At 67.9% G+C, this 22,126-nt stretch carries 23 protein-coding genes; 22 read left to right on the forward strand and 1 reads right to left on the reverse strand.

What is annotated here, in order from left to right:
* Nucleotides 1-6: 6 nt before the first annotated feature.
* Genes rpe through C1876_RS05155 form a run of 5 tightly spaced genes read left to right on the forward strand, consistent with a single transcriptional unit; the run spans nucleotide 7 to nucleotide 4,459 of the window.
* Nucleotides 7-717 (forward strand): ribulose-phosphate 3-epimerase, encoded by a 711-nt coding sequence (gene rpe / locus C1876_RS05135; protein ID WP_114545647.1) that lies wholly within the window; start codon nucleotides 7-9, stop codon nucleotides 715-717.
* A gap of 3 nt (nucleotides 718-720) precedes the next feature.
* Nucleotides 721-1,926, forward strand: coding sequence for a cysteine desulfurase family protein (locus tag C1876_RS05140; protein ID WP_114545648.1), 1,206 nt, complete (start codon nucleotides 721-723; stop codon nucleotides 1,924-1,926).
* 18 nt (nucleotides 1,927-1,944) lie between these two features.
* Nucleotides 1,945-2,754 carry a histidinol-phosphatase HisJ family protein gene (locus tag C1876_RS05145; RefSeq protein ID WP_114545649.1) on the forward strand — a complete coding sequence of 270 codons (810 nt, stop codon included), beginning with the start codon at nucleotides 1,945-1,947 and terminating at the stop codon, nucleotides 2,752-2,754.
* Between the two features lie 31 nt (nucleotides 2,755-2,785).
* Complete coding sequence (locus C1876_RS05150) at nucleotides 2,786-3,691, forward strand: Nif3-like dinuclear metal center hexameric protein (protein WP_114545650.1); 906 nt, start codon at nucleotides 2,786-2,788, stop codon at nucleotides 3,689-3,691.
* Nucleotides 3,692-3,739: 48 nt separating this feature from the next.
* Complete coding sequence (locus C1876_RS05155) at nucleotides 3,740-4,459, forward strand: zinc ribbon domain-containing protein (protein WP_114545651.1); 720 nt, start codon at nucleotides 3,740-3,742, stop codon at nucleotides 4,457-4,459.
* A gap of 94 nt (nucleotides 4,460-4,553) precedes the next feature.
* Here the strand turns inward: C1876_RS05155 and rpmB are convergent, their stop codons facing one another.
* The gene (gene rpmB, locus C1876_RS05160; RefSeq protein ID WP_114545652.1) at nucleotides 4,554-4,745 is read right to left on the reverse strand and encodes a 50S ribosomal protein L28; all 192 of its coding nucleotides are present in this window, start codon (nucleotides 4,743-4,745) and stop codon (nucleotides 4,554-4,556) included.
* Between the two features lie 221 nt (nucleotides 4,746-4,966).
* Between rpmB and C1876_RS05165 the strand changes: the two genes are divergently transcribed.
* From C1876_RS05165 to rnc, 17 genes are all read left to right on the forward strand, one after another.
* A complete protein-coding gene (locus C1876_RS05165; protein WP_114545653.1) occupies nucleotides 4,967-5,314 on the forward strand; it encodes an Asp23/Gls24 family envelope stress response protein in 348 nt (115 codons plus the stop codon).
* A gap of 86 nt (nucleotides 5,315-5,400) precedes the next feature.
* Nucleotides 5,401-7,035, forward strand: coding sequence for a DAK2 domain-containing protein (locus C1876_RS05170; protein WP_114545654.1), 1,635 nt, complete (start codon nucleotides 5,401-5,403; stop codon nucleotides 7,033-7,035).
* A gap of 6 nt (nucleotides 7,036-7,041) precedes the next feature.
* A complete protein-coding gene (locus C1876_RS05175; RefSeq protein WP_114545655.1) occupies nucleotides 7,042-9,258 on the forward strand; it encodes an ATP-dependent DNA helicase RecG in 2,217 nt (738 codons plus the stop codon).
* A gap of 3 nt (nucleotides 9,259-9,261) precedes the next feature.
* On the forward strand, nucleotides 9,262-9,855 hold the full coding sequence (gene rsmD / locus C1876_RS05180; RefSeq protein WP_114545656.1) for a 16S rRNA (guanine(966)-N(2))-methyltransferase RsmD: 594 nt from the start codon (nucleotides 9,262-9,264) through the stop codon (nucleotides 9,853-9,855).
* Between the two features lie 28 nt (nucleotides 9,856-9,883).
* A complete protein-coding gene (gene coaD, locus C1876_RS05185; RefSeq protein WP_114545657.1) occupies nucleotides 9,884-10,366 on the forward strand; it encodes a pantetheine-phosphate adenylyltransferase in 483 nt (160 codons plus the stop codon).
* A gap of 190 nt (nucleotides 10,367-10,556) precedes the next feature.
* Nucleotides 10,557-11,030: an ATP synthase subunit B family protein gene (locus C1876_RS05190; RefSeq protein ID WP_009304513.1), complete on the forward strand. Its 474-nt coding sequence runs from the start codon at nucleotides 10,557-10,559 to the stop codon at nucleotides 11,028-11,030.
* A gap of 71 nt (nucleotides 11,031-11,101) precedes the next feature.
* A complete protein-coding gene (locus C1876_RS05195) occupies nucleotides 11,102-11,581 on the forward strand; it encodes a YceD family protein (RefSeq protein ID WP_244910046.1) in 480 nt (159 codons plus the stop codon).
* A gap of 283 nt (nucleotides 11,582-11,864) precedes the next feature.
* On the forward strand, nucleotides 11,865-12,446 hold the full coding sequence (locus C1876_RS05200; RefSeq protein ID WP_114545659.1) for a TetR/AcrR family transcriptional regulator: 582 nt from the start codon (nucleotides 11,865-11,867) through the stop codon (nucleotides 12,444-12,446).
* A gap of 3 nt (nucleotides 12,447-12,449) precedes the next feature.
* A complete protein-coding gene (locus C1876_RS05205) occupies nucleotides 12,450-13,937 on the forward strand; it encodes a phytoene desaturase family protein (RefSeq protein WP_114545660.1) in 1,488 nt (495 codons plus the stop codon).
* A gap of 237 nt (nucleotides 13,938-14,174) precedes the next feature.
* Nucleotides 14,175-14,546 (forward strand): GntR family transcriptional regulator, encoded by a 372-nt coding sequence (locus C1876_RS05210; RefSeq protein ID WP_114545661.1) that lies wholly within the window; start codon nucleotides 14,175-14,177, stop codon nucleotides 14,544-14,546.
* Nucleotides 14,539-15,408, forward strand: coding sequence for an ATP-binding cassette domain-containing protein (locus C1876_RS05215; protein WP_114545662.1), 870 nt, complete (start codon nucleotides 14,539-14,541; stop codon nucleotides 15,406-15,408). Before C1876_RS05210 ends, C1876_RS05215 begins: the two co-directional genes overlap by 8 nt.
* On the forward strand, nucleotides 15,405-16,109 hold the full coding sequence (locus tag C1876_RS05220) for a hypothetical protein (RefSeq protein WP_114545663.1): 705 nt from the start codon (nucleotides 15,405-15,407) through the stop codon (nucleotides 16,107-16,109). The genes C1876_RS05215 and C1876_RS05220 overlap by 4 nt, the downstream gene beginning before the upstream one ends.
* Nucleotides 16,110-16,190: 81 nt before the next feature.
* Nucleotides 16,191-17,519, forward strand: coding sequence for a chloride channel protein (locus tag C1876_RS05225; RefSeq protein ID WP_244910047.1), 1,329 nt, complete (start codon nucleotides 16,191-16,193; stop codon nucleotides 17,517-17,519).
* Nucleotides 17,516-19,636: an ABC transporter ATP-binding protein gene (locus C1876_RS05230; RefSeq protein WP_244910048.1), complete on the forward strand. Its 2,121-nt coding sequence runs from the start codon at nucleotides 17,516-17,518 to the stop codon at nucleotides 19,634-19,636. The genes C1876_RS05225 and C1876_RS05230 overlap by 4 nt, the downstream gene beginning before the upstream one ends.
* A 91-nt stretch (nucleotides 19,637-19,727) precedes the next feature.
* Entirely contained in the window at nucleotides 19,728-19,907 is a 180-nt protein-coding gene (gene rpmF / locus C1876_RS05235) for a 50S ribosomal protein L32 (RefSeq protein WP_101722275.1), read from the forward strand.
* 271 nt (nucleotides 19,908-20,178) lie between these two features.
* Complete coding sequence (plsX, locus tag C1876_RS05240) at nucleotides 20,179-21,201, forward strand: phosphate acyltransferase PlsX (protein WP_114545664.1); 1,023 nt, start codon at nucleotides 20,179-20,181, stop codon at nucleotides 21,199-21,201.
* Between the two features lie 73 nt (nucleotides 21,202-21,274).
* Nucleotides 21,275-22,120, forward strand: coding sequence for a ribonuclease III (gene rnc, locus C1876_RS05245; RefSeq protein WP_114545665.1), 846 nt, complete (start codon nucleotides 21,275-21,277; stop codon nucleotides 22,118-22,120).
* Nucleotides 22,121-22,126: the final 6 nt, after the last annotated feature.

A 22,126-nucleotide genomic window follows, 5' to 3' on the forward strand; every position in this document is an offset into this window, starting at 1 on the left:
AGCAGCATGTTCGAATCGGTGAAGATCGCGCCGTCCATCCTGTCGGCAGATTTCATGCATCTGGGGCGCGACATCGCGCTCATCGAGGAAGCCGGCGCAGGGTACGTGCACGTGGACGTGATGGACGGCCATTTCGTGCCGAACCTCACGATGGGCGTGCCGGTGGTCAAGCAGCTCAAGAAGGCGACGAACCTGCCGCTCGACGTGCATCTCATGATAGCGAACCCGCTCGAGCAGCTGCCGTGGTTCCTCGACGCGGGGGCCGACTCGGTGACGGTGCACGCCGAAGCGCTCGACGCCGATCAGCTCATGCGCGCCATCGCGGCCATCCATGCCGCCGGCGCGAAGGCGGCCGTCAGCGTGAAGCCCCGCACGACGGCAGGCGCGTTGGCGCCGGTCATCGCGGACGTGGACATGGTGCTCGTCATGAGCGTGGAGCCCGGCTTCTCGGGCCAGAGCTATATCGAGGGCAGCGACGCGAAGGTGGCGCGCATCGTGGACGTGGCGCGCGCCGTGGGAGCGTCCCCGCTCATCCAGGTGGACGGCGGCATCGGCGTGAAGACGGCCCCGCTCGTGGCCGCCGCCGGCGCCGATGTGCTCGTGTGCGGCAACGCCGTGTTCGCCGCGGACGACCCGGCCGCCGCGCTCGCCGCCGTGCAGGCCGCAGCCGACGAGGCGGGCCTCGCCGCGCTGGCCGCCGCGCCGAAGGGGGCGTGAGGCATGCCCTCCGTCGCTTCCGATTACGTCTACCTCGATTACGCGGCCACGGCGCCCCTGTGCGAAGAGGCGGCCGCGGCCATGGCGCCCTATCAGGTGCCCGGCCGCGCCAACCTCGCGGTGGGCGGCAACGCCAACTCGCTCCACGCGCCCGGCCGCGCGGCCTTCGCCGCGCTCGAGGACGCGCGCAAGTCGCTCGCGCGCGACCTGGGCGCGCGCCGTCCCGATGAGATCGTGTTCACGTCGGGGGCGACCGAGGCCGACGACGCCGCCGTCCTCGGTCTCGCGCAGGCGGCCGCCGCCGCGCGCCGCCGCTCGGGCGCGGGCGACTTCACGCCCCACGTCATCACGACGGCCGTCGAGCACGACGCGGTGCTCGCGCCCGCGAAGCGCCTCGAGGCGCAGGGCTTCCGCGTGACGCGGCTCGCCCCGAACCGCCAGGGCTTCATCGAGGTGCGCGCGCTCGAGGCGGCCCTCGACGAGAGCACGGTGCTCGTGTCGGTGCAGGCCGCGAACAGCGAGGTGGGCAGCATCCAGCCCATCGCCGAGCTCGCGCGCGCGACGCACGCGGCGGGCGCGCTGTTCCACACCGACGCCGTGCAGGCGCTCGGCAAAGCGCCCGTGAACCTGCAGGAGCTCGACGTGGACGCCGCGTCGTTCTCGGCCCACAAGGTGGGCGGGCCGAAGGGCGTCGGCGCGCTGTACCTGCGCTCGCGCATCCCGTTCGAGGCCTACGCCATCGGCGGCGGCCAGGAGAGCGGCCGGCGCAGCGGCACGCAGAACGTGGCGGGCGTCGCGGGCTTCGTCGCGGCGGCGCACGCGGCGGTGGAGGCGCAGGAGCTCGAGGCCGCGCGCCTGCGCGCGCTGCGCGACAAGCTGTACGCGGCCCTGTCGGCCACCGACGGCGTCGAGGCCACGGTGGACGTGGAGCCGGGCAGCGCCGACTTCCTGCCGAACATCGTGCACGTGCTGGTGAGCGGCCTGGAAAGCGAGACGCTCATCCTGCGCTTCGACATGCAGGGCTTCGGGGTGTCGGGCGGGTCGGCCTGCTCGTCGCACTCCCTCGAGCCGAGCCATGTGCTGCGCTCCCTCGGCATCGACGCCGACCGCGCGCACGGCGCGCTGCGCATCTCGATGGGGCGCTACACCACCGAGGCCGACATCGACGCGTTCATCGAGGCGACGGCGAAGAGCCTGGCCTGGAACTGATACCGAGGAGCATCGTCCATGGAACTTGTCACCACGCACACGCACACCTGCTTCACGAACCACGGCGAGGGCACGGTGGAGGAGCTCGTTTCCGCCGCCGTGGCCGCGGGCGTGACCACCATCGCCGTCACGGAGCACTACCCGATGACCGACGCGTTCGACCCCGAGCACTATCTGGCCATGCCGGCCGAGCGCATGGGGGCGTACCTCGCGGCCATCGAGGAGGCGCGCGCCGCGCATCCCGAGATCGAGGTGATCACGGGCTGCGAGCTCGACTGGCTCGGCGACGACGAGGACCGCGTCTTCGCCGCGGAGGACTTCGCGCCCTTCAAGCTCATCCTGGGCTCGGTGCACTTCGTCGACCGCTGGCCCTTCGACGACCCCGCGCAGCGCGGCCGCTGGGACGAGGTGGGCGCCGACGATATCTGGCGCCGCTACTTCGAGGTGTGGTGCGAGGCCGTGTCCTCCGACGCGCCGTTCCACGTCATGGCCCATCCCGACCTGGCCAAGAAGTTCAACTTCTACCCGAGCTTCGACCCCCGGCCGCTCTACGAGGAGGCCGCCGAAGCCTGCGCCGCGGCCGGCCGCATGGTGGAGGTGAACACGTCGGGCTCGTACTACGCGTGCAAGGAGATGTTCCCCGCGCCGGCGCTGCTCGAGGCGTTTCGCCGCGCGGGCGTGCCCTGCACGGTGGGCACCGACGCGCACACGCCGGCCAACGTCGCGCGCGACATCGAGCAGGCGTACCGCCTCATGGCGCAAGCAGGTTATAGAACGGTAACGGTCCCGACAGCCGACGGCGACCGTCGAGAGGTTACCATCGTGTGAGCGTATTCCAGGACCGAAAGGACTTGATCACATGGTTGCAGCGAAGAAGAGCCAGAAAGACGATAAAACGCAGAAGGGCCTCGCGCAGCGCGCATCGGGCGTGCTGTCCAAGCCCGTCTCCGCCGTCACCACCGGTGCGCTCGAGCGGGCGCTGCTGGCCGAGTTTCCGGCGGCCGACGCCGAGGCGTGGGACCGCACGGGCATGACGGTGGGCGACCCGGCCCGTCTCGTCACCGGCGTGGCCGTCGCGCTCGACCCCACGGTCGAAGCCATCGAGAACGCCGCCAACGCAGGCGCGAACGTGCTGGTCACCCATCATCCGGCCTTCCTCGCGCCGCCCTCCTCGTTCATGCCGGCGTCGTCGGTGGCCGCCAACCCCGGCGCGGGCGTGTGGCGCGCCGTCGAGCGCGGCGTGTCCATCCTGTCGTACCACACGGCCCTCGACGTGAGCGTGCGCGCGCAGCGCGTGCTCCCCGGCATGCTCAACCTGAACTTCCAACAGGTGCTCGTGCCCATCCCGGGCTCGCGCGACAAGGGCTACGGCCAGCTGTGCACCCTCGGCGAGGACGACGGGCTCACGCTCGGCCAGCTCGCCGCGCGCTGCACCTCGGTGTTCGGGCGCACGCCGCGCGTGTGGGGCGACTTCCCGCGCGAGCTCGACCGCGTGGTCACCGCCACGGGATCGGCCGGCGACCTCGGCAGGGCGTGTTTGCAGGCCCAGGTGGACTGCCTCGTGTGCGGCGAGATCAAGTACCACGATGCGCTCGAGCTCTCGCAGGCGGGCCTCGCCATCATCGACCTCGGCCACGACACGAGCGAGCTGCCACTCGTCGCGGTGCTGGCCGACGCGGTGGAGAGCGTGGGCATCCCCGGCGATCTGGTTATGGTGGTGGATCAGGGAGATAACTGGTCGTACCCCGAAACTCTGCGGGTATAATAGAGGCAGCGTCGCAGCGGCGGCGCGCCACGCGAACAAAGGAAGCGCATGCACGTAGACACCGACGATCTTGCCACGTTGCTCAAGATGCAGCACCTCGACCTCGAGGCCCTGCGCGTCAAGAAGCAGCTCGAGGAGCTCCCGCAGCGTGCGGTCATCCTCGAAGCCCGCTCCAAGAAGAAGGCCATCGAGCAGAAGCGCGCCCAGCTCGACGCGCTCCATGCGAAGGCCGACGCGCAGCTTGCGCACATCGACGAAGAGGACGCGTCCCTCGCCGAGAAACAGCGTCACGTGCAGGGCGAGATCGATGCGGTGCGCGGCGACTACCGCGGCGTGGAGGCGCGCACCAAGGAGCTCAACGGGTTCGCGAAGCGCCGCAACACGCTGGAAGCCGAGCTGAACACGGTGAGCGAGGAGCTGGCGAAGATCGAGGGCGTGCAGGCGCAGGTGACCGCGGCCCTCGCAGGGCTCGAGCGTCAGGAGGCCGAAGCAACGGCCGCGTTCGTGAAGCAGGGCGGCGCGCTCAAGGATGCCGCCGCGCGCATCGAGGCCGAGCGCGCCATGCTGGCGTCCTCGCTGCCGAAGGAGCTGCTCGACACGTACGAGAAAACGGCGGCGCGCACCGGCGGCGTGGCGGTGGGGCGTTTGCAGGGCTCGAACTGCGGCGTGTGCCGCATGGCCATCGAGGGCGGCCGTCTCATCGACATGCAGGGCCAGGGCAACGTGGCGCCCTGCCCGCAATGCGGCCGCCTGCTCATCCTGGAGTAGCAGGCAGCGCGCAGCAGAACGACAAAAAGCCCGCGCGAGCGGGCTTTTTCAGCGTCGGGATTGTTCGTCGGCCGCGCGGCCGACGAAAGCACGATTACGCGCGCTCGACCTTGCCGGCCTTCATGCACTTCGTGCAGACGTTCGCCTTGCGGACATGACCCTCTTTGTCCTTGATCGTCACCTTCTGAATGTTGGGACGGAACCAGCGGTTCGTCACGCGGTGCGAGTGGCTGATGTTGCGCCCTGCGCTCGGCGCTTTACCGCAAACTTCACAAATCTTCGACATCGTTCATCACTCCATGTACGTTGGTTTCTCATCGGCAAAGGCCGTTGATGACAAAAAAGCCCTCATACTATAGCACATTAGATCGGAGGGTTACAAGCATTTTTCATGTAGTATACGCGCCGCTGCCACCAGGTGCGCCGCACACGCGCGGGTCGTTGCGGTATACTGCTTTAGCAGGTTTTTTGTCGTGCGCGGCTGCGCCGCGCCGTGAAAGGAATGCCATGAACGATACGATAGCAGGCAACCTCCACGTTGCCAATGATGTTCTGGCCGACATGGTCGGCAATGCAGCGCTCGAGTGCTACGGCGTCGTGGGCATGGCCGCCCCGACCGCAGTCGACGGCATCGCGAAGATACTCCCCACGTCCCGGCTGCGCCGCGGCGTGGTGGTCACGACGACGGAAGCCGGCGTGCACGTCGAGCTCTACGTGGTCATCGAGTACGGCACGAACATCAACACGGTGTCGCAGAACCTCATCGACCAGGTCACGTTCGCACTGACCGAGTACGCGCGCGTCCCGCTCGACGGCGTCGAGGTGCACGTGCAGGGCGTCAAGGTGCGCAAGTAACGCGCCAACCCCTGTCATGATGAGCCGCTGACCGCCCGAGAGGGGTGCGGTGCTCCGCGGCATTACGTTTAAGGAGAATCGAAAGCATGTCAGAACCCTATACCGCGAACGATCTGCTCAACGCCATCGCCGTTGCCAGCAAAACGCTGAGCGAGCGCAAGGACGAGATCAACCGCTTGAACGTGTTCCCCGTGCCCGACGGGGACACGGGCACGAACATGTCGCTCACGCTGGAGACCGTTGTCGAGAACCTGGCCCATCTGCCCATCGGGGCCGAAGGCGCGGACATTCGCAAGGCGATCACCACCGGCGCGCTCATGGGCGCTCGCGGTAACTCCGGCGTCATCACCTCGCAGATCCTGCGCGGTTTGTGCGAGGGCAGCGTGGGACACGACGAGCTGAACGCCGAAAGCATCGACGCGGCGTTCGCGAAGTCCCAGGAAGTGGCGTTCCAGGCCGTGCGCAAGCCGGTGGAGGGCACCATCCTCACCGTGCTGCGCGACAGCGCCGCCGCCGCGAAGTACGCGCGCAAGAAGAAGCTCGGCACCGACGAGGCCCTGGCCCACGTCGTGGAGGAGGCCTACGCCTCCGTGCAGCGCACGCCCGACCTGCTGCCCGTCCTCAAGGAGAACGGCGTGGTGGACGCCGGCGGCTTCGGCTTGGCCATCTTCTTCGACGCGTTCGCCTCGGCGCTCATGGGCAAGGAAGGCCCCATGGTCGACGAGCTGGCGTTCGCGCGCGGCACCGCCCCGAAGGTCGAGATCGAGCAGATCAACGACTGGGAGGGCTCGGCCTACCGCTACTGCACCGAGTTCCTCGTGCACTCCGACACGGTGGACGAAGAAGCCGCCAAGGAGTTCCTGCCCACGATGGGCGACTGCGACCTCATGGTGGGCATGCACCCCAACTTCAAGGTGCACGTGCACTCGAACCGCCCCGACCAGGTGCTCGGCTGGTTCCTCACGCACGACGCGCAGATCTCCGAGGTGCACATCCACAACATGCAGCAGCAGAGCGCGGCGCGCACCGACGCGCTGGCCGCCGAGCAGGAGGCGAGTGCTAAGCCGCTCGGATTCGTGGCCGTGGCCGCGGGCGAGGGCAACGCGAAGATCCTCAAGAGCCTCGGCGTGGACGTGGTGGTGTCCGGCGGGCAGACCATGAACCCCTCGACGAAGGACCTGCTCGACGCCGCCGGCGAGGTGAACGCCGACGCCGTCATCATCCTGCCGAACAACAAGAACATCATCATGGCGGCCCAAACCGCCTGCGATCTGGCCGAGTTCCCCTGCGCCGTCGTGCCCACGAAGAGCGTGCCCGAGGCCTTCGCCGCGCTGTTCGGCTTCGACGAGGACGCAAGCCTCGAGGAGAACGTCGAGTCGATGACCGAGGCCTACGACGAGGTGAAAACCGGCGAAGTGACCACGGCCATCAAGGATTCTAAGGACGCGCACGACAATCCCATCAAGGAGGGCGACGTCATCGGCATCGCCGACGGCGCCATCGAAGCCGTGGGGTCGTCCACCGAGGACGTGGTCATGTCGCTGCTCGACACGATGGACGCCGCCGACGCCGACACGCTCACCATCCTCGCGGGCGAGGACTTGGACGAGGACGCCTTCAACGCGCTCATCGAGCGCATCGAGGGCGCCTACGACGACCTCGAGATCGACGCGCACCGCGGCGATCAGCCCCTGTACCCCGTCGTGATGTCGGTGGAGTAGCGGCCCTTGCCGAACACCCTCGACACCAACGCGCCTGATCGCTTGGCTGCCACGCTCGCGCTCGACGAACCTGTCGGGCGCGTTCGTTTGGTGAGCCCGGGCCGCGCCCGCGCGCTCGACGCGCTCGGCATCCGCACGGTGCGCGACCTGGCCACCCACTTCCCGCGCCGCTACATCGACCTGTCGCGCAAGGCCACGGTGGCCGCCGCGCGCATCGGCGAGCAGTGCACCATCGAAGGGACGGTGCACGAGATCAAGCTCAAGCGCCCGAAGCCGCGCCTGTCGCTCGTGGAGGTGTCGCTCGTGGACAGCACGGGGCTGCTCATGGTGACGTGCTTTCGGCAGCCGTGGCTCATGGACCAGGTGCGCGCCGGCATGCGCATCGCCGTGGCGGGCAAGCTGGAATTCAACTTCGGGTTCAAGCGCATGACGAACCCCTACCTCGAGGTGCTCGACGGCGAGGGCGCGGCGGAGGGCATGATCATCCCCGTGCATCCCGCCTGCGAGAAGATATCGGCCGCCTGGATGCGCCGCCTCGTGGGCAACGCGCTGGGAGCGACGGCCGGGCTGTACGACCCGCTGCCGCTCGAGCTGCGCGCGAAATATCGCCTCATGAGCCGCAGCGCGGCGCTGGCGTGCATCCACTTCCCGCATGCGATGGACGAGGTGGCCGAAGCGCGCCGCCGCCTCGTGTACGAGGAGCTGCTGCTGCTCGAGCTCATGCTCATGCGCGAGTCGCGTGAGCGCAGCGACGGACGCGTTGCCGTGCGGCACGTGACCGACGGCCAGCACGTGGCCGCGTTGGCCGCCGCGGTGCCGTTCCAGCTCACCGACGAGCAGGTGCGCGCGAAGGACGACATCCTGGCCTCGCTCGCGGCTCCGCAGACGGCGAACCACCTGCTGCTGGGCGACGTGGGCACCGGCAAGACCGTCGTCGCGGCGTTCGCGCTGGCCGCCGCCGCCGACACGGGCACGCAGGCCCTCCTCATGGCGCCCACCGAGGTGCTGGCGCGGCAGCACGGCAAGAGCCTGGGGCCGCTGTTCGACGCCGCGGGCGTCACCTGGGAGGTGCTGACGGGCTCGACGGCGCCTGCGGAGCGCGAGGCCATCCTCGCGCGCGTGGCGGGCGGCACGGTGGACGTGCTCATCGGCACCCACGCGCTGCTCGAGGACGACGTGGCGCCGCAGCGCTTGAGCCTCGTGGTGATCGACGAGCAGCAGCGCTTCGGCGTGGAGCAGCGCGCGAAGCTGCTGGCGAAGGGCGACGCGCCCGACGCGCTGTACCTCACGGCAACGCCCATCCCGCGCTCGCTCGCCCTGGCCCTGTTCGGCAACCTGACGCTGTCCTACCTCAAGCACCGGCCGCACGACGCGGCCCGGCGCACCACGTTCGTGCACCAGAAAACCGACCGCGGCCACGCCTACGACGCGGCCCGCGCGGCGCTCGGGCGCGGCGAGCAGGTGTACGTGGTGTGCCCGCTCATCGGCCAGGACACCGGTGAGCGCGACGCGAAGGCGTCGGGCGGCGGCACGGGCGGCCGGCGACGCGAGGCCGACGAAGAGGCCTACGAGTACGCCGCCATCAGCATCGAGGACGACACCGACCTGGCGGGCGACGACGTGGCCGCCGCCACGAAGGAGGCGTCCTACCTGCAGACGACGGTGTTCGCCGACTACCAGGTGGAGCTGTTGCACGGCCGCATGCCGAGCGCCGAGAAGCAGGCCGTCATGCAGCGCTTCCGCGCGGGGGAGACGCACGTGCTGGTGGCCACGACGGTCATCGAGGTGGGCGTGGACGTGCCCAACGCCACCGTCATGATCGTGGAGGATGCCGACCGCTTCGGCCTCTCGCAGCTCCATCAGCTGCGCGGCCGCGTCGGCCGCGGCGAGAAGGCCGCCGAAGTGCACCTCGTGTCGGCGTCGAAGTCCGACGCCGCGCTCACGCGCCTCGCCGCCATGGAGCGCACCGACGACGGCTTCGAGCTGGCCAGCTACGACCTGTCGCTGCGCCGCGAGGGCGACATCCTGGGCAACCGGCAGCACGGCGCCTCGGGCCTCAAGCTGGTGAACGTCGTGCGCGACGGCGCGGTGATCGAGGCCGCGCACGGCGATGCGGCGGCCATCATGGCCGAGGACCCGAACCTCGAAGCGCCGGCGCACCGCGCGCTCGCGCGCGAAGTGCGCCTCATGTACGCCCACGACCATGTGTCCCAAGGAGGCTGATCGATGAGAATCATAGCCGGCGAGTACCGGGGCCGCGTGCTCAAGGCGCCGAAGGGGGAGGGCACTCGCCCCACCACCGACCGCGTGCGGGAGGCCATGATGAGCGTGGTGAACAGCGCGCGCGACGGCTTCGACGACGCCGTGGTGCTCGACGCGTTCGCAGGCTCGGGCGCGCTCGGGCTCGAGGCGCTCAGCCGCGGCGCGCGGTGCGTGCAGTTCTGCGAGCGCGCAGGGGAGGCGCTCAAGGCGCTCAACGCGAACGTCGCCGCGCTCGGGCTCGACGCCCGCCGCGCGCGCGTGCGCAAGGGCGACGTGCTCAAGGACGTGCCGTACGCGCGGCCGCCGTTCGACCTCGTGTTCCTCGACCCGCCGTACGCCTGCGACGCGGCGGCCGTGCTCGACTTCGTGAGCGCGCTGCGCTCGCGCGCGGCCCTCGCCGACGACGCGCTCGTGGTGTACGAGCACGCGGCGGGCGCGAGCGATGCGGTGGACGATGCGGCAAAAGCGCGCGATTTGTCTATTGCGCAGCGCAAGAAGTACGGGGATACTGTCGTGGACGTGCTGCGCGTGGCAGCATTGCCCGACGCACCATGCTGAGATACGCTTAAAAGGAATGGATTCACACATGAAACGTGCACTGACGCCCGGAACGTTCGACCCCATCACGAGCGGGCACCTCGATGTCATCACCCGCGCGGCGCAGCTGGTGGACGAGGTGGTGGTGGCCGTGGCCGCATCACCGAAGAAGAAGCCGCTGTTCACGCTCGAGGAGCGTGCCGAACTCGTGCGTCAGGCCACGAGCCATCTGCCGAACGTGCGCGTGGAGCCCTTCGACGAGCTGCTCGTGGACCTCGCCGCGCGCCTCGACGCCACCGTGGTCATCAAGGGCCTGCGCGCCATCACCGACTTCGAATATGAATTCCAGATGACGGCGCTCAACTACCAATTGAACCAGGAGCTCGAGACGCTGTTCATCATGTCGCCCCCGCAGTACATGTACCTCTCGTCGTCCATCGTGCGCGAGATCGCCAGCCTGCGCGGCGACGTGGCGCAGTTCGTGCCCGCGTGCGTGAACGAGGCGCTGCTCGAGAAGTTCGCGAACGCCTAACACGAAACGGGGTGCGCGCACCTCACAGTTTGGTGTCGGCACGGGCCCGACCGGGTAAAATGTGCACGCTTTGTGCATTGGAGGTTGGTTTTCCCAGCATACATGCTAGAATATTGCGACGCATGCACGCGAAGATACCCGTGTGCGCCAACGCAGATGAAACGCAGCACGCCTGGGTGGAAGGACAATCATGGACGAAACAGGAGTCTTGGGGCTGTTGGAAGAGCTCTCGATTCTGCTTGAGGACTCTAAGCCGGTTTTCGGCAAGGGCAACATGCGCCAGGTCGACATCGCCGCGGCGTTCGAGATCATGGATGAAATCCGCGACACGTTCCCCAGCGAGTTCGCCCAAGCCCGTCAGATCGTGCGCGAGCGCCAGAGTCTGCTCGACGACGCTGAGGCCGAGGCCAATCGCATGATCGAGGACGCGCGCAGCCAGGCTATGACCATCGCCAGCGAGCAGGAGATCGTCCGCATCTCCCAGCAGCAGGCCGATCAGGTGCTTTCCGACGCCCGCGAGCTGGAGCGCCAGACGCGCGCCGGCGCCGAGGACTACGCCGACGAAGTGTTCGGCCACGTGGAGCAGAGCCTCGACACGCTGCTCAACAACGTGCGCCGCTGCCGCGACCGCCTGAACGCCAACTCCCTCGCATCGGGGCGCTAATGGAATCGCTGCGCATCCATATACCTTCCGAGCTCTTCGCACCGGCGGAGAGTTCTCATTTTGAGGGAACCGTGGCCATCCCCGTCATCAAGGCGGGTCCGGATCTGTACGATTTCGCCGAGCCGCTGTCCTGGCAGGTGGACATCACGAACACGGGCGATGCCCTGCTGGTCACCGGCACGGTTGAAGGCGAGGCCAAGACAGCCTGCGCCCGCTGCCTCGACGCGTTCGGCTTCTCCGTCACGGGAGACGTCGAGGGGTATTACCTGCTCGACGAGACGAAGGCCGCGCCCGAGGACATGGACGACGACGAGTTCGAGGTGCTGCCATCCGACAACATCATCGACCTCGAGCCGCTCATCACCGCGGCGTTGCTGCTGGAATTCCCGCTCATCCCGCTGTGCGACGACGAGTGCCGGGGCCTGTGCCCGCAGTGCGGCGCGAACCTCAACGAGGGCCCCTGCGGCTGCGAGCCGGTGCCCGACGATGACGACGACACGCCGCCGAACCCCTTTGCGGCGCTCAAGGACTTCCCGTTCGATCAGAACTAGGAAGCGGCGTTTGCGCGAAGCGAACCGAACGACGGCGGGCCGGAGACGGCCCGCCGTTTTCTTTTTTCTCCCAGCTTTCTTCCTTCTTGGCGCGGCAGAGGGCGGGGGAGCAGGGCGTCCAATACCGCGCCGATCGCACGCCGCCCCCGTCACGAATCGGCGCGGCATACTCCTTCCGGTCGTACATCCCTCTCCGCGCCATGGAGGGGAGGGCTCCTCTTCCCCTTCGCCTCCGCCCATGCTACAATGTTGAACAGAAATTCAATGAAAGGAAGTTCAACGAATGGTGACGCGGCAGGAGCAGCGGGAACGGCGGCGGCAGGAGATCCTCGGGGAGGCGCTCAGGCTGTTCGTGCGCAAAGGGTATGCGGCGACGAAGGTGAGCGACATCGCGGAAGCGGTGGGCATGAGCACGGGTCTCATGTTCCACTACTTCGACTCGAAGGAGAAGCTGTACGAGGAGCTGGTGAAGCTGGGCGTCGAGGGTCCCATGGGCATGGTGGGGGCCATGGCGGCCGAGGGCGACGCGCTCTCGTTCTTCGAGGGGGCGGCCGCGGGCATCATGGGATTTCTGCGCGACGAGCCCGCCATGGCCGACATGTTCGTGCTCATGGGCAACGCCCTCATGGACGAAGCCGTGCCCGAGGGCGCGCGCACGCTGCTCGCCGGCCTCGACGTGCACACGCCGACGGCCGAGATCGTGCGCCGCGGGCAGCGCGAGGGCACCATCCGCGAGGGCGACCCCGTGGCGCTTTCGATTGCCTTCTGGTGCGCCATCCAAGGTATCGCGGAAGAACTGGCGCTCAACCCGGACATGCCGTGTCCCGACAGCGCATGGATCGTCGACATCGTGAGGAAGAGGTAGATCATGGCGCACGTGGCAATCGTGGGAGCGGGCATCGCAGGGCTGACGGCGGGCGTGTACGCGCGTCAGAGCGGCTTCGACGCGACCATCTTCGAATCGCACACCATCCCCGGCGGGGCTTCCACCAGCTGGAGGCGGAAGGGCTACCTGTTCGAGGGCGGCATGCACTGGCTGACGGGATCGTCGCCGCGCACGGCGCTCAACGCCGTGTGGAACGAGATCGGCGCGCTCAATCCCGACGTTCCCATCTACAATCGCGACCCCTTCCTCGTCTACGAGTTCGAGGAGCAGACCATCTGCCTGTACCGCGACATCGACCGGCTCGAGGCGCACCTGATCGACGTCGCGCCCGAAGACGAGCGCGAGATACGCCGCCTGACGAAGGACGTGCGGAAGTTCATGAAGGTGGACATGCCCATCACCGACGTCAAGGGCGTGCAGACAGCCTCCAAACGCGCGGCGAGCCCCCTGAGCATGCTGGCCATGGTGCCGTCGATGATGCGCATGCCGTTCTACGCGGGCCAGACCGCCGGCACCTTCGCCGAGCGTTTCTCGAGCCCGCTGCTGCGCACCCTGTTCTCCGGCATGGTGGGCGAGGACATGAGCGCCATGGGCCTCGCGTTCACGCTGGCCACGCTCGCTTCGGGCGACGGCGGCTACCCGCTGGGCGGCTCGCTTGCCATGGCCGCGCGCATCGCTGAGACGTATCAAGGGCTGGGCGGCACGATCGAGTACCGCTGCCCGGTGGAGCGGGTGACGGTGGAGGACGGGCGGGCCGTTGGCCTCGTCGTGAACGGCGAGCGGCGCGCCTTCGACGCCGTGATCGTGACGCAGGATCTGCGCATGGCCATCGACGAGCTGTTCGACCCGCCCCTCGTCGAGGACTGGGCGCAGCGGCTGCGCGCGAACGTCAGCCCCATCCTCGACACGTTCGTGAGCCTCGGCATCCGCGCCGACCTCTCCGACGTGCCCGAAAGCGTCGGCTTCCCCGTGAGCGAGCCCGTGTTCTGCGGCGGGCAGCGCCACGATAACCTGGCCATCAACAACTACGCGGCCTACGAAGACTACGCGCCCGAGGGCTGCACGGCGCTCACCCTGTTCCTCAACGGCGACACGTACGACTGGTGGGCGGATCGCTTGGCCGACGGCACGTACGCCCAGGAGAAGCAACGCCTCGCCGAGGCGGTCATCGCCGCGCTCGCGAAGAAGTACCCGCAGATCGAGGGCAGGGTGGACGTGTGGGACGTGGCCACGCCGCTCACGTACGAGCGCTATCTGCATTCCTACAAGGGCTCGTGGATGTCGAACATGAAGCCGGGCGAGAAGATGGTCAGCTACCCGTCGAAGCCCGCGGGCATCGCGCACGCCTACTTCGCCGGGCAGCGCATCACGGCCCCCGGCGGCCTGCCCACCGCGGCGGAAACGGCCCGCACCGCCGTGCAGCACCTGTGCAAGGACGAGGGCGTCGTGTTCCAGGGCGCGCGGCGATAGCTTTTTCGCTTGCGGATGTTTCACGTGAAACATCTGTTTGCGCGAACGAGTGTTTCACGTGAAACAAAAGCGAACGGACAGTTGGCGGCTGCAGCTTCGCGCTGCGGCCGCTTTCGCGCGTCGTGAGGACACAGGGGGCGAGCGGGTGCGAAGGGGCTTGACAGCTCCCTTTACCCTCTTTACAATGTTAGTTAGTTACTTGAGTGACTAACCAACGAACAAGAAACGGACCAGGGGATGAAGGTCGATCCAAGCATTGAAACGCCGCTGTTCGTCCAGATCGCCGAGTCGATCGAGGACGACGTGTTCACCGGCGTCTACGGCGAAGGCGATCGCGTGCCGTCCACCAACGAGGTGGCGGCGCTCTTCGGCATCAACCCGCACACCGTGCTCAAGGGCATGAACCTCCTCGTGGACGAGGGGATCATCTACAAGCGGCGGGGCATGGGCATGTACGTGAGCGACGGCGCGCTCGCCGCCATCCGGGCGAAGCGGCAGGCGGCGTTCGCCGAACGCTATGTGGACGCGCTCGTTGCCGAAGCGCGCAAGCTGGGCATGACGAAGGAGCAGGTGCTTGCACTCGTTGAGAAGGGGCTGGGACATGAGTGAGGAACGGGGCATCCGAATCGAGGGCGTCACCAAGCGCTACGGCGGGGCGAGGGCGCTCGACAACGTGTCGCTCGCGTTCGAGGCGGGGAAGATCCACGCGCTGCTCGGCCGCAACGGAGCCGGGAAGTCCACGCTGCTGGGCATCGCTTCGAACCGCCTGTTTCCGACGTCGGGGCGGGTGCTCGTCGACGGCGAGCCGGTGACGGAGAACCCGTCGGCGCTTGCCAAGGTGTACGCGTTCGGGCCGTGCGATCTGTACCCCGAGACGATGCGGGTGGACAGGCTCTACCGGAACCTGGCCGCCTTCCACGAGGGTTTCGACCCGCATGCCGCCCTGTCCATCGCGCAACGGTTCGGGCTTGAGGCCGACGCGACCATCGACGCGCTCTCGACGGGGTACCGGACGGTGTATCGCCTGGCCATCGCGTTGGCCACGACCGAAGCGTACTTGCTGCTCGACGAGCCGGTGCTGGGTCTCGACGCCAACGCCCGCGAGTTGTTCTACCGCCTTTTGCTCGAGGACTACCTGGAGAAGCAGCGCACGATCATCGTGGCCACGCACCTCATCGAGGAAGTGGCGAACCTCGTGGAGCAGGTGACGGTTATCGACCACGGGCGGGTGCTCCTGCAAGCGTCGTCCGAAGAGCTGCGTGCGAGCGGCTACAGCGTGTCCGGTCGCGCGGCGGATGTCGACGCGTACTGCGAAGGGCGCGAGGTGCTCGGCATCGACGAGCTCGGCGGTCTCAAAGTGGCCTACCTCCAGGGCGCGTTCGACGCCGAGGCGGGCGATGAGCGGCTGACGCTTGCCCCGATGAGCCTGCAGAAGCTGTTCGTGAAGCTGACGGAAGGGAGCAAGCGATGACGAAGCTCGAGATGGGCGTGCGCTACGAGATGCGCAAGCTGCTGAAGCACGGCGTTCTCTTCATCGTCGGCGTCGCGGCGTTTCTGGGAGCGATCCAGGTGATCGCCCTTCCCTTTACGGGGTTTGAGCGGTTCGGGTCGGTTGGTTTTGGCGGGTCGTATGCGTTCGCGTTCCTCTTCTTCGTGTTCTGGACCGCGATCGCCTTCGACAAGGACGCCGGCTTGTTCCTGCAAAGCGGGCTCACGCGCAGGGAGACGTTCGCGATCTTCTCGTTGGCCGTCGTGGTCGAAGCCTTCGGGTTCGCTCTTCTTGACGCCGTCATGTCGCTGGCGGTGCCGGGGTTTTGGGTCGAGCAGTCGCTCTTCTTGCGCATGGCGGGCTCCTATTCGGCTGCCCTGTTCATCCAGGTGTTCCTGCTCAACCTGACCGTGGCGTCGTGCACGCTTGTCGTGACGGTGCTGAAGCGGCGCGTCGGCACCGGATGGACGGTGGCGATCTTGATCGGCCTCTACGCGCTCGTGGCCGTGGTGATCCCCGGCTGCTTCTTGGCCGTGCCGGGCGGCATCGAAGCCTACGGCAGGTTCTTGGCCGCGTTGACGGGCTTGCCATTCGCCCCGGCGATACCCGTTGTGCTCTGCGCCGCGCTCACCTGGGCTCTTTTGCGACGGGCGAACGCTGACCGTTTCGCAGCGGCGCGGTAACGGGTCTGATTGCGGCCTCCTTGTCGAGTCCCGTGTGCGTACCATGGTGCGGATACGGTAGGACGGCAAGGAGGTGGCGGCGTGGCCGCGCAGGAAAGCGAACAGGCGCAGGGCCCGCAGGACGGCCGCGTCGATCTCGTGCAGCTCGCACGCCATGTGGCGTTCGCCCTCGTCGTGGGCGCGGCGGGAGCTGCCGCGTCCATCGTGCTCACCCTGTCCGTCACCTTCGCGGGCGGCCTTTCGGCGCGCTACCCCTGGCTCTTGTTCGCGCTGCCCGCCTTCGGGCTCGCGTCCATCGGGCTGTACAAGCTGCTGCGCCTGCCCGTGAACCTGGCCACCGACAACGTCATCGACCAATTTCGCGCCAACGAGCGCATCTCGGGCGGCGTGGCTCCCGGCATCCTCGCGGGCACGTGCCTCAGCGTGCTGGGCGGCGCGTCGGTGGGCATGGAGTCGGGCGCGCTGCAAATGGGCGCGTCGGTGGGCTCGGTGATCGGCCGTCCCTTCAAGCTGGCGCCCGTGTGGCGCCGCGGCCGCACCATTCCCGACGGCTATCCCGCCGCGCTCGGCATGGCGGCGGCGTTCAGCGCGCTGTTCTTCGCCCCGCTCGGCTCCATGATGTTCGTGCTCGAGCTCGCGCGCTTCGACCGCGCCGTGCTGCGCCACGTGCCCACCATGCTCATCGCCACCGTCACCGCCTACCTCATCGCGAGGGCCGTCGGCATCGGCGACGTCATCCCGAAGGTGGCCCTTCCCGGCATGTCGTGGGACATCGCAGCGCACTGCCTGCTCGTGGGGCTGTGCTGCGCCGTGGCGGGCGTTTTGTTCGCGAGCGGGCTGCGTCTGCTGCGCCGCGTGGTGCGCCACCGGGTGGGACGCCCCTTCGTCGCCGTCGCGGCGGGCGGCCTGCTGTTCGCCGCGCTCGTGCTGGCGTTCGGCTGGCAGGCGTACGAGGGCACGGGCATGGGCCTTCTGCGCGGCGCGCTGGCCGGCGAGGCGGGCGGGCCCGACTTCGCCATCAAGGCCGCGCTCACCGTGCTCGTGCTGGGCTTCGGCTTCAAGGGCGGCGAGATCATGCCCATGTTCACCATCGGCGCGCTGCTGGGCTGCACGCTCGGGCACGTCGCCGGCGCCCCGGCGGGGTTCTCGGCCGCTATCGGCATGGCGGCGCTGTTCGCTGCGGCAAGCCGCTGCCCATTCGCGGCGCTGCTCATGGGCGCCGAGATATTCGGCTGGGCGGCGCTGCCGTTTCTGCTCATCGCCGTGGCGGTGGCGTACGCGGGCAGCTACGACGTGGGCGTGTTCGGACGCGGCGCGGCGGGGCATGTGCTGCACGTGCGCCGCGAGGCGCGTCGGGCACGCGATGCCGATACCCCGCAGGACGAACCGACGGCGAAGGAGGCCCGATGAAACGGCAAGAACCCACCGCGCAGCCGCGGCGCCGAACGCACGCGAAGCCGACGAAACGCCGCGCCCCGCGTCGATTCGAAGTGCTCGGCGCTCAGACTAGCGCTACAATGTTCGACATGGATACCATCAAGAACCTCACCCGAAAGAAGGCCGAAGCGCGACGCGAGGCCGCCGCGGAGGCCCGCGCCGCCGCGCAGCGCGAGCGCGAGGCCGCCGCGTCCGAGCACGCCCCCGATGCCGCGGACGGGCAGGAGCCGCAGGTGTCGGCGCGTCAGGTGTTCGCGCGGTTCGCGAGCTACTACAAGCCCTACAAGTTCCTCTTCGTCTTCGACCTCGTATGCGCCACGGTGCTCGCGGGCGTCGACTTGGCGTTCCCGCAGTTCCTCAGCTTCTTCACGAAGGACTACTTCCAAAGCACGCCCGAGGCCATCATCGCCTCGCTCGGCTGGATCACGCTGCTGTTCGTCGCGCTGTACGGCCTGCGCACGGCCTGCCAGTACTTTATCACGAGCTGGGGCCACATCATGGGCGCGCGCATGGAGGCCGACATGCGCATGGACCTGTTCAGGCAGTACCAGCGCCTGAGCTTCTCGTACTACGACCGCAACAACACCGGCGAGATGATGAGCAAGCTGGTCACCGACCTGTTCGACATCTCGGAGCTCGCGCACCACGGGCCGGAGAACCTGTTCATCTGCATCCTCAAGATCGTGGGCTCGTTCACGCTGCTGTTCTTCATCAACGTGCCGCTCACCGCCATCATGCTGGGCGCGACCGTGCTGTTGGCCGTGTACTCGTTCTGGCGCAACTACCAGAAGCGCGTCATCTTCACCGAGAACCGCAAGAAGATGGCCGACATCAACGCGCGCCTGCAGGATTCCCTCGGCGGCATTCGCGTGGTGAAGTCGTTCGGCAACGAGCGCGTGGAAATCAAGAAGTTCGACCGCACGAACGCACGCTTCGTGGCCACCAAGGAGAGCTCGTACCGCTTCATGGGGTCGTTCCACGCGGTGAACTCGCTGTTCATCGGCGTGCTGTACACGGTGACCATCGTGGGCGGCGGCTACTTCGTGGCAACGGGCGGCCTCGCGGTGACCGACCTGGCCATCTACGCCCTGTACATCGGCATCTTCATCTCGCCCATCGAGCAGCTCATCAACTTCGTGGAGACGTTCCAGAAGGGCTACGCGGGCTTCCGCCGCTTCATGGAAGTGCTCGCCGTGCGCCCCGACATCGCCGATGCGCCGAACGCGGTGGACCTCAACGCCGCGGAGCGCGCCCGCTGCGGCGGCCCGGACGGGCACGTGGCCGGTGAGGTGCGCTACCGCGACGTGCACTTCAGCTACGACGGGCAGCACGAGGTGCTGCGCGGGCTCGACCTGTCCATCCCGGCGGGCACGACGGTGGCGCTCGTGGGTCCCTCGGGCGGCGGCAAGACCACCACCTGCTCGCTGCTGCCGCGCTTCTACGACCCCGCGAGCGGGTCGGTGGAAATCGACAACATCGACATCCGCACGGTCACCGTGGAATCACTGCGCGACGCCATCGGCATCGTGCAGCAGGACGTGTACCTGTTCGGCGGCACCATCCGCGACAACATCGCCTACGGGCGCCCCGACGCCACGCAGGCGGAGATCGTGGAGGCGGCGCGCCGCGCGAACATCGACGAGTTCGTGCGCGGGCTGCCCGACGGCTACGACACGTACGTGGGGGAGCGCGGCGCGCGGCTGTCGGGCGGGCAGAAGCAGCGCATCGCCATCGCGCGCGTGTTCTTGAAGGACCCGCGCATCCTCATCCTGGACGAGGCCACGAGCGCGCTCGACAACGAGAGCGAGCGGGCCATCCAGAAATCGCTCGAGGAGCTGTCGGCGGGACGCACGACGCTCGTCATCGCGCATCGCCTGTCCACCATCCGCAACGCCGACCTCATCGCCGTCGTCGAGGACGGCCGCGTGGCCGAGCGCGGCACCCACGAGCAGCTGCTTGCCCTCGGCGGCACGTACGCCCACTACTACGAGATGCAGTTCGGCCCCGCGGACGAGGGCGCGGCAGGAGCGCGTTCGGTTGTGAAACCTCCATGCGGATTGGACTTTGCGGATGATCGGGGCTTGCGGTGAGCTTCGAGCTTTGATACTATACCGTTTCGCGTGTTTACTTAAGCGAGAAACGAGCGCCCGTCGCTCGGCTTAAAGAAGGAGATAGAGAATCATGGCAGTACCTAAGCGCAAAATGGGCCGTGCCCGCACCCACGCCCGTCGCAGCAGCAACGACAAAATCGCAGCGCCTTCGCGTTCCGTGTGCCCGCAGTGCGGCGAGGTCAAGCTTCCGCATCGCGTGTGCCCGAACTGCGGCTTCTACAAGAACCGCGAAGTCATCGAGACGGACTAGCGCACCGCCCATGCGCGTGCGTACTGCTGCCGCGCATTGACAAGCCTCCCCGCACATCGCGCCCCCGCGTGTGATGCGCCGGGAGGCTTTTCTTGCGTTCCGCCGTTCTACGAACGGCGGAACCGCCCGACACTGCGAGGCTTTGATGCACCTGATCTTGCCCCTTGTGCGCTTTCCTTCGCGTACCGAAGTACGCTCAGCCGCGCGGCGGGGCAATATCAGGTACCTCAAAGCCTCTCGCTGACTTTAGTGCGAGAAGTGAGGTTTCGAAATGTCTGACGATAAGGTCACCATCACCGTTGATGCCATGGGAGGCGACGACGCTCCTGGCGTGGTGCTCGAAGGCGTTGCCCAGGCGCTTGCCGCCGACGAGGGCCTCACGGTTATCCTGTGCGGCCCGGCCGACGTCGTGGAGCCCTTCGCGGCGGCGCACGAGCGCTGCACGGCGCAGGTGTGCACCGAGGTCATCGGCATGGCGGAGCACCCCGCGAACGCGGTGCGCAAGAAGAAGGACTCGTCCATCGTGGTGGGCTGTCGCCTCGTGAAGGAGGGTGCCGCGCAGGGCTTCTTCTCCGCCGGCTCCACCGGTGCCTGCCTTGCGGCGGGCACGCTCGTCATGGGCCGCATCAAGGGCGTCGCCCGCCCCGCGCTCGCCACCGTCATCCCGTCGCCCGTGCGCCCCGTCGTCATGAGCGACATCGGCGCGAACGCCGACTGCAAGCCCGAGTACCTCGTGCAGTTCGGCCAGATGGCCTCCATCTACGCCGAGCGCATCATCGGCATCGAGCATCCGCGCGCGGCGCTGCTCAACATCGGCGAGGAGGACACGAAGGGCTCGCAGTTCGCCCAGGAGGCCCACGCCCTGCTGAAGGAGCAGCTGCCGAACTTCGCGGGCAACGCGGAGGGGTCGGACATCCTGCCGGCCAATTTCGACGTCATCGTCACGGACGGCTTCACGGGCAACGTGTGCCTCAAAACCATCGAGGGCACGTCGAAGACGCTGTTCAAAACGCTCAAGGGCATCATGCTGTCCACGCCGCTCACGAAGCTGGGGGCGCTCGCCATCAAGGGTGGGCTCAAGCAGCTCATGGCGCAGGTGAGCCCCGACACGTACGGCGGCGCTCCGCTGCTCGGCGTGAAGGGCGCGCTGCTCGTGGGTCACGGGTCCTCGAACGCGCTCGCCGTGCGCAACGGCGTGCTGACCACCGCGAGCATCGCGCGCGCGGGCGTTTCTGATATAATCGCTCAAACCGTGGCGTCGCCGCGTCCCGCCGCTACCGAGGAGGGGGCATAGCGCGATGCCCGACCCGTCATTGGACCTTGCACCAGCTCCCCATCCGCAGCCTGAACGAAAGCCCGAGCACTCCATGACCTTCACCGATGAACAGCAGAGAAAACTGACGCGCGCGCAGGAAATCCTCGGCTACCGCTTCGCCGACGAGCAACTGCTGCTCTCCGCCATCACCCACCCCTCGGCCACCGAGGGCAAGTCGGTCAAATACTCCTATGAGCGCCTTGAGTTCCTCGGCGACAGCATCCTGGGCGCCATCGTGGCCACCATCGCCTTCGATCGTTTCCACGACCTGGACGAGGGCGGTCTCACGCGCATCAAGGTGGCGCTCGTGTCGGGCGCGAGCCTGTCCGACGTCGCCGAGCGGCTCGGGTTCACCGACATCATCGTGTTCGGCTCCTCGGAGACGGGCACGGGCCGTCGCGGCCTGCACTCCGCGCTCGAGAACGTGTACGAGGCCGTGGTGGCCGCGCTGTTCTTGGACGGCGGCATCGACGCGGCCGTGGCGTTCGTGAACAGCACGCTCATCCCGCGCATGTCGGTGGACATGGCGCGCGAGCCCGAGAACCCCAAGAGCGCCCTGCAGGAGAAGCTGCAGGAAGACGGCATCACGCCCACGTACAAGCTGGTGGAGACGCAGGGGCCGCCGCACGACCGCACGTTCGTCGCGCAGGTGTTCGCCGGCTCGCAGGGCCTCGCGCGCGGCACGGGCCGCACGAAGAAGGAGGCCGAGAGCCAGGCCGCCAAGAGCACGCTCGCCCGTCTGGGCGAGTTCTTCGGCCTCGGGGTCGACGGCGAGGCGCGCGCCGAGAAGGCCGAAGCGGCCAAGCTCGCCAAGGCCGAGAAGGCCGCCGCCCGCGCCGAGGAGAAGGCGCGCAAGAAGTCCGAACGCGAGCGCGCGAAGCAGCGCAAGCAGGGGTAGCCGTTC

Origin of the sequence: Eggerthella sinensis (assembly GCF_003339815.1) — a bacterium.
Taxonomy (GTDB): domain Bacteria; phylum Actinomycetota; class Coriobacteriia; order Coriobacteriales; family Eggerthellaceae; genus Eggerthella; species Eggerthella sinensis.

Bases quoted from the DNA above. Each gene is read 5' to 3' on its own strand.
- rpe (WP_114545647.1), top strand. From the start codon at position 7: ATGTTCGAATCGGTGAAGATCGCGCCGTCCATCCTGTCGGCAGATTTC.
- C1876_RS05140 (WP_114545648.1), top strand. From the start codon at position 721: ATGCCCTCCGTCGCTTCCGATTACGTCTACCTCGATTACGCGGCCACG.
- C1876_RS05145 (WP_114545649.1), top strand. From the start codon at position 1,945: ATGGAACTTGTCACCACGCACACGCACACCTGCTTCACGAACCACGGC.
- C1876_RS05150 (WP_114545650.1), top strand. From the start codon at position 2,786: ATGGTTGCAGCGAAGAAGAGCCAGAAAGACGATAAAACGCAGAAGGGC.
- C1876_RS05155 (WP_114545651.1), top strand. From the start codon at position 3,740: ATGCACGTAGACACCGACGATCTTGCCACGTTGCTCAAGATGCAGCAC.
- rpmB (WP_114545652.1), bottom strand. From the start codon at position 4,745: ATGTCGAAGATTTGTGAAGTTTGCGGTAAAGCGCCGAGCGCAGGGCGC.
- C1876_RS05165 (WP_114545653.1), top strand. From the start codon at position 4,967: ATGAACGATACGATAGCAGGCAACCTCCACGTTGCCAATGATGTTCTG.
- C1876_RS05170 (WP_114545654.1), top strand. From the start codon at position 5,401: ATGTCAGAACCCTATACCGCGAACGATCTGCTCAACGCCATCGCCGTT.
- rsmD (WP_114545656.1), top strand. From the start codon at position 9,262: ATGAGAATCATAGCCGGCGAGTACCGGGGCCGCGTGCTCAAGGCGCCG.
- coaD (WP_114545657.1), top strand. From the start codon at position 9,884: ATGAAACGTGCACTGACGCCCGGAACGTTCGACCCCATCACGAGCGGG.
- C1876_RS05190 (WP_009304513.1), top strand. From the start codon at position 10,557: ATGGACGAAACAGGAGTCTTGGGGCTGTTGGAAGAGCTCTCGATTCTG.
- C1876_RS05200 (WP_114545659.1), top strand. From the start codon at position 11,865: ATGGTGACGCGGCAGGAGCAGCGGGAACGGCGGCGGCAGGAGATCCTC.
- C1876_RS05205 (WP_114545660.1), top strand. From the start codon at position 12,450: ATGGCGCACGTGGCAATCGTGGGAGCGGGCATCGCAGGGCTGACGGCG.
- C1876_RS05210 (WP_114545661.1), top strand. From the start codon at position 14,175: ATGAAGGTCGATCCAAGCATTGAAACGCCGCTGTTCGTCCAGATCGCC.
- C1876_RS05215 (WP_114545662.1), top strand. From the start codon at position 14,539: ATGAGTGAGGAACGGGGCATCCGAATCGAGGGCGTCACCAAGCGCTAC.
- C1876_RS05220 (WP_114545663.1), top strand. From the start codon at position 15,405: ATGACGAAGCTCGAGATGGGCGTGCGCTACGAGATGCGCAAGCTGCTG.
- C1876_RS05230 (WP_244910048.1), top strand. From the start codon at position 17,516: ATGAAACGGCAAGAACCCACCGCGCAGCCGCGGCGCCGAACGCACGCG.
- rpmF (WP_101722275.1), top strand. From the start codon at position 19,728: ATGGCAGTACCTAAGCGCAAAATGGGCCGTGCCCGCACCCACGCCCGT.
- plsX (WP_114545664.1), top strand. From the start codon at position 20,179: ATGTCTGACGATAAGGTCACCATCACCGTTGATGCCATGGGAGGCGAC.
- rnc (WP_114545665.1), top strand. From the start codon at position 21,275: ATGACCTTCACCGATGAACAGCAGAGAAAACTGACGCGCGCGCAGGAA.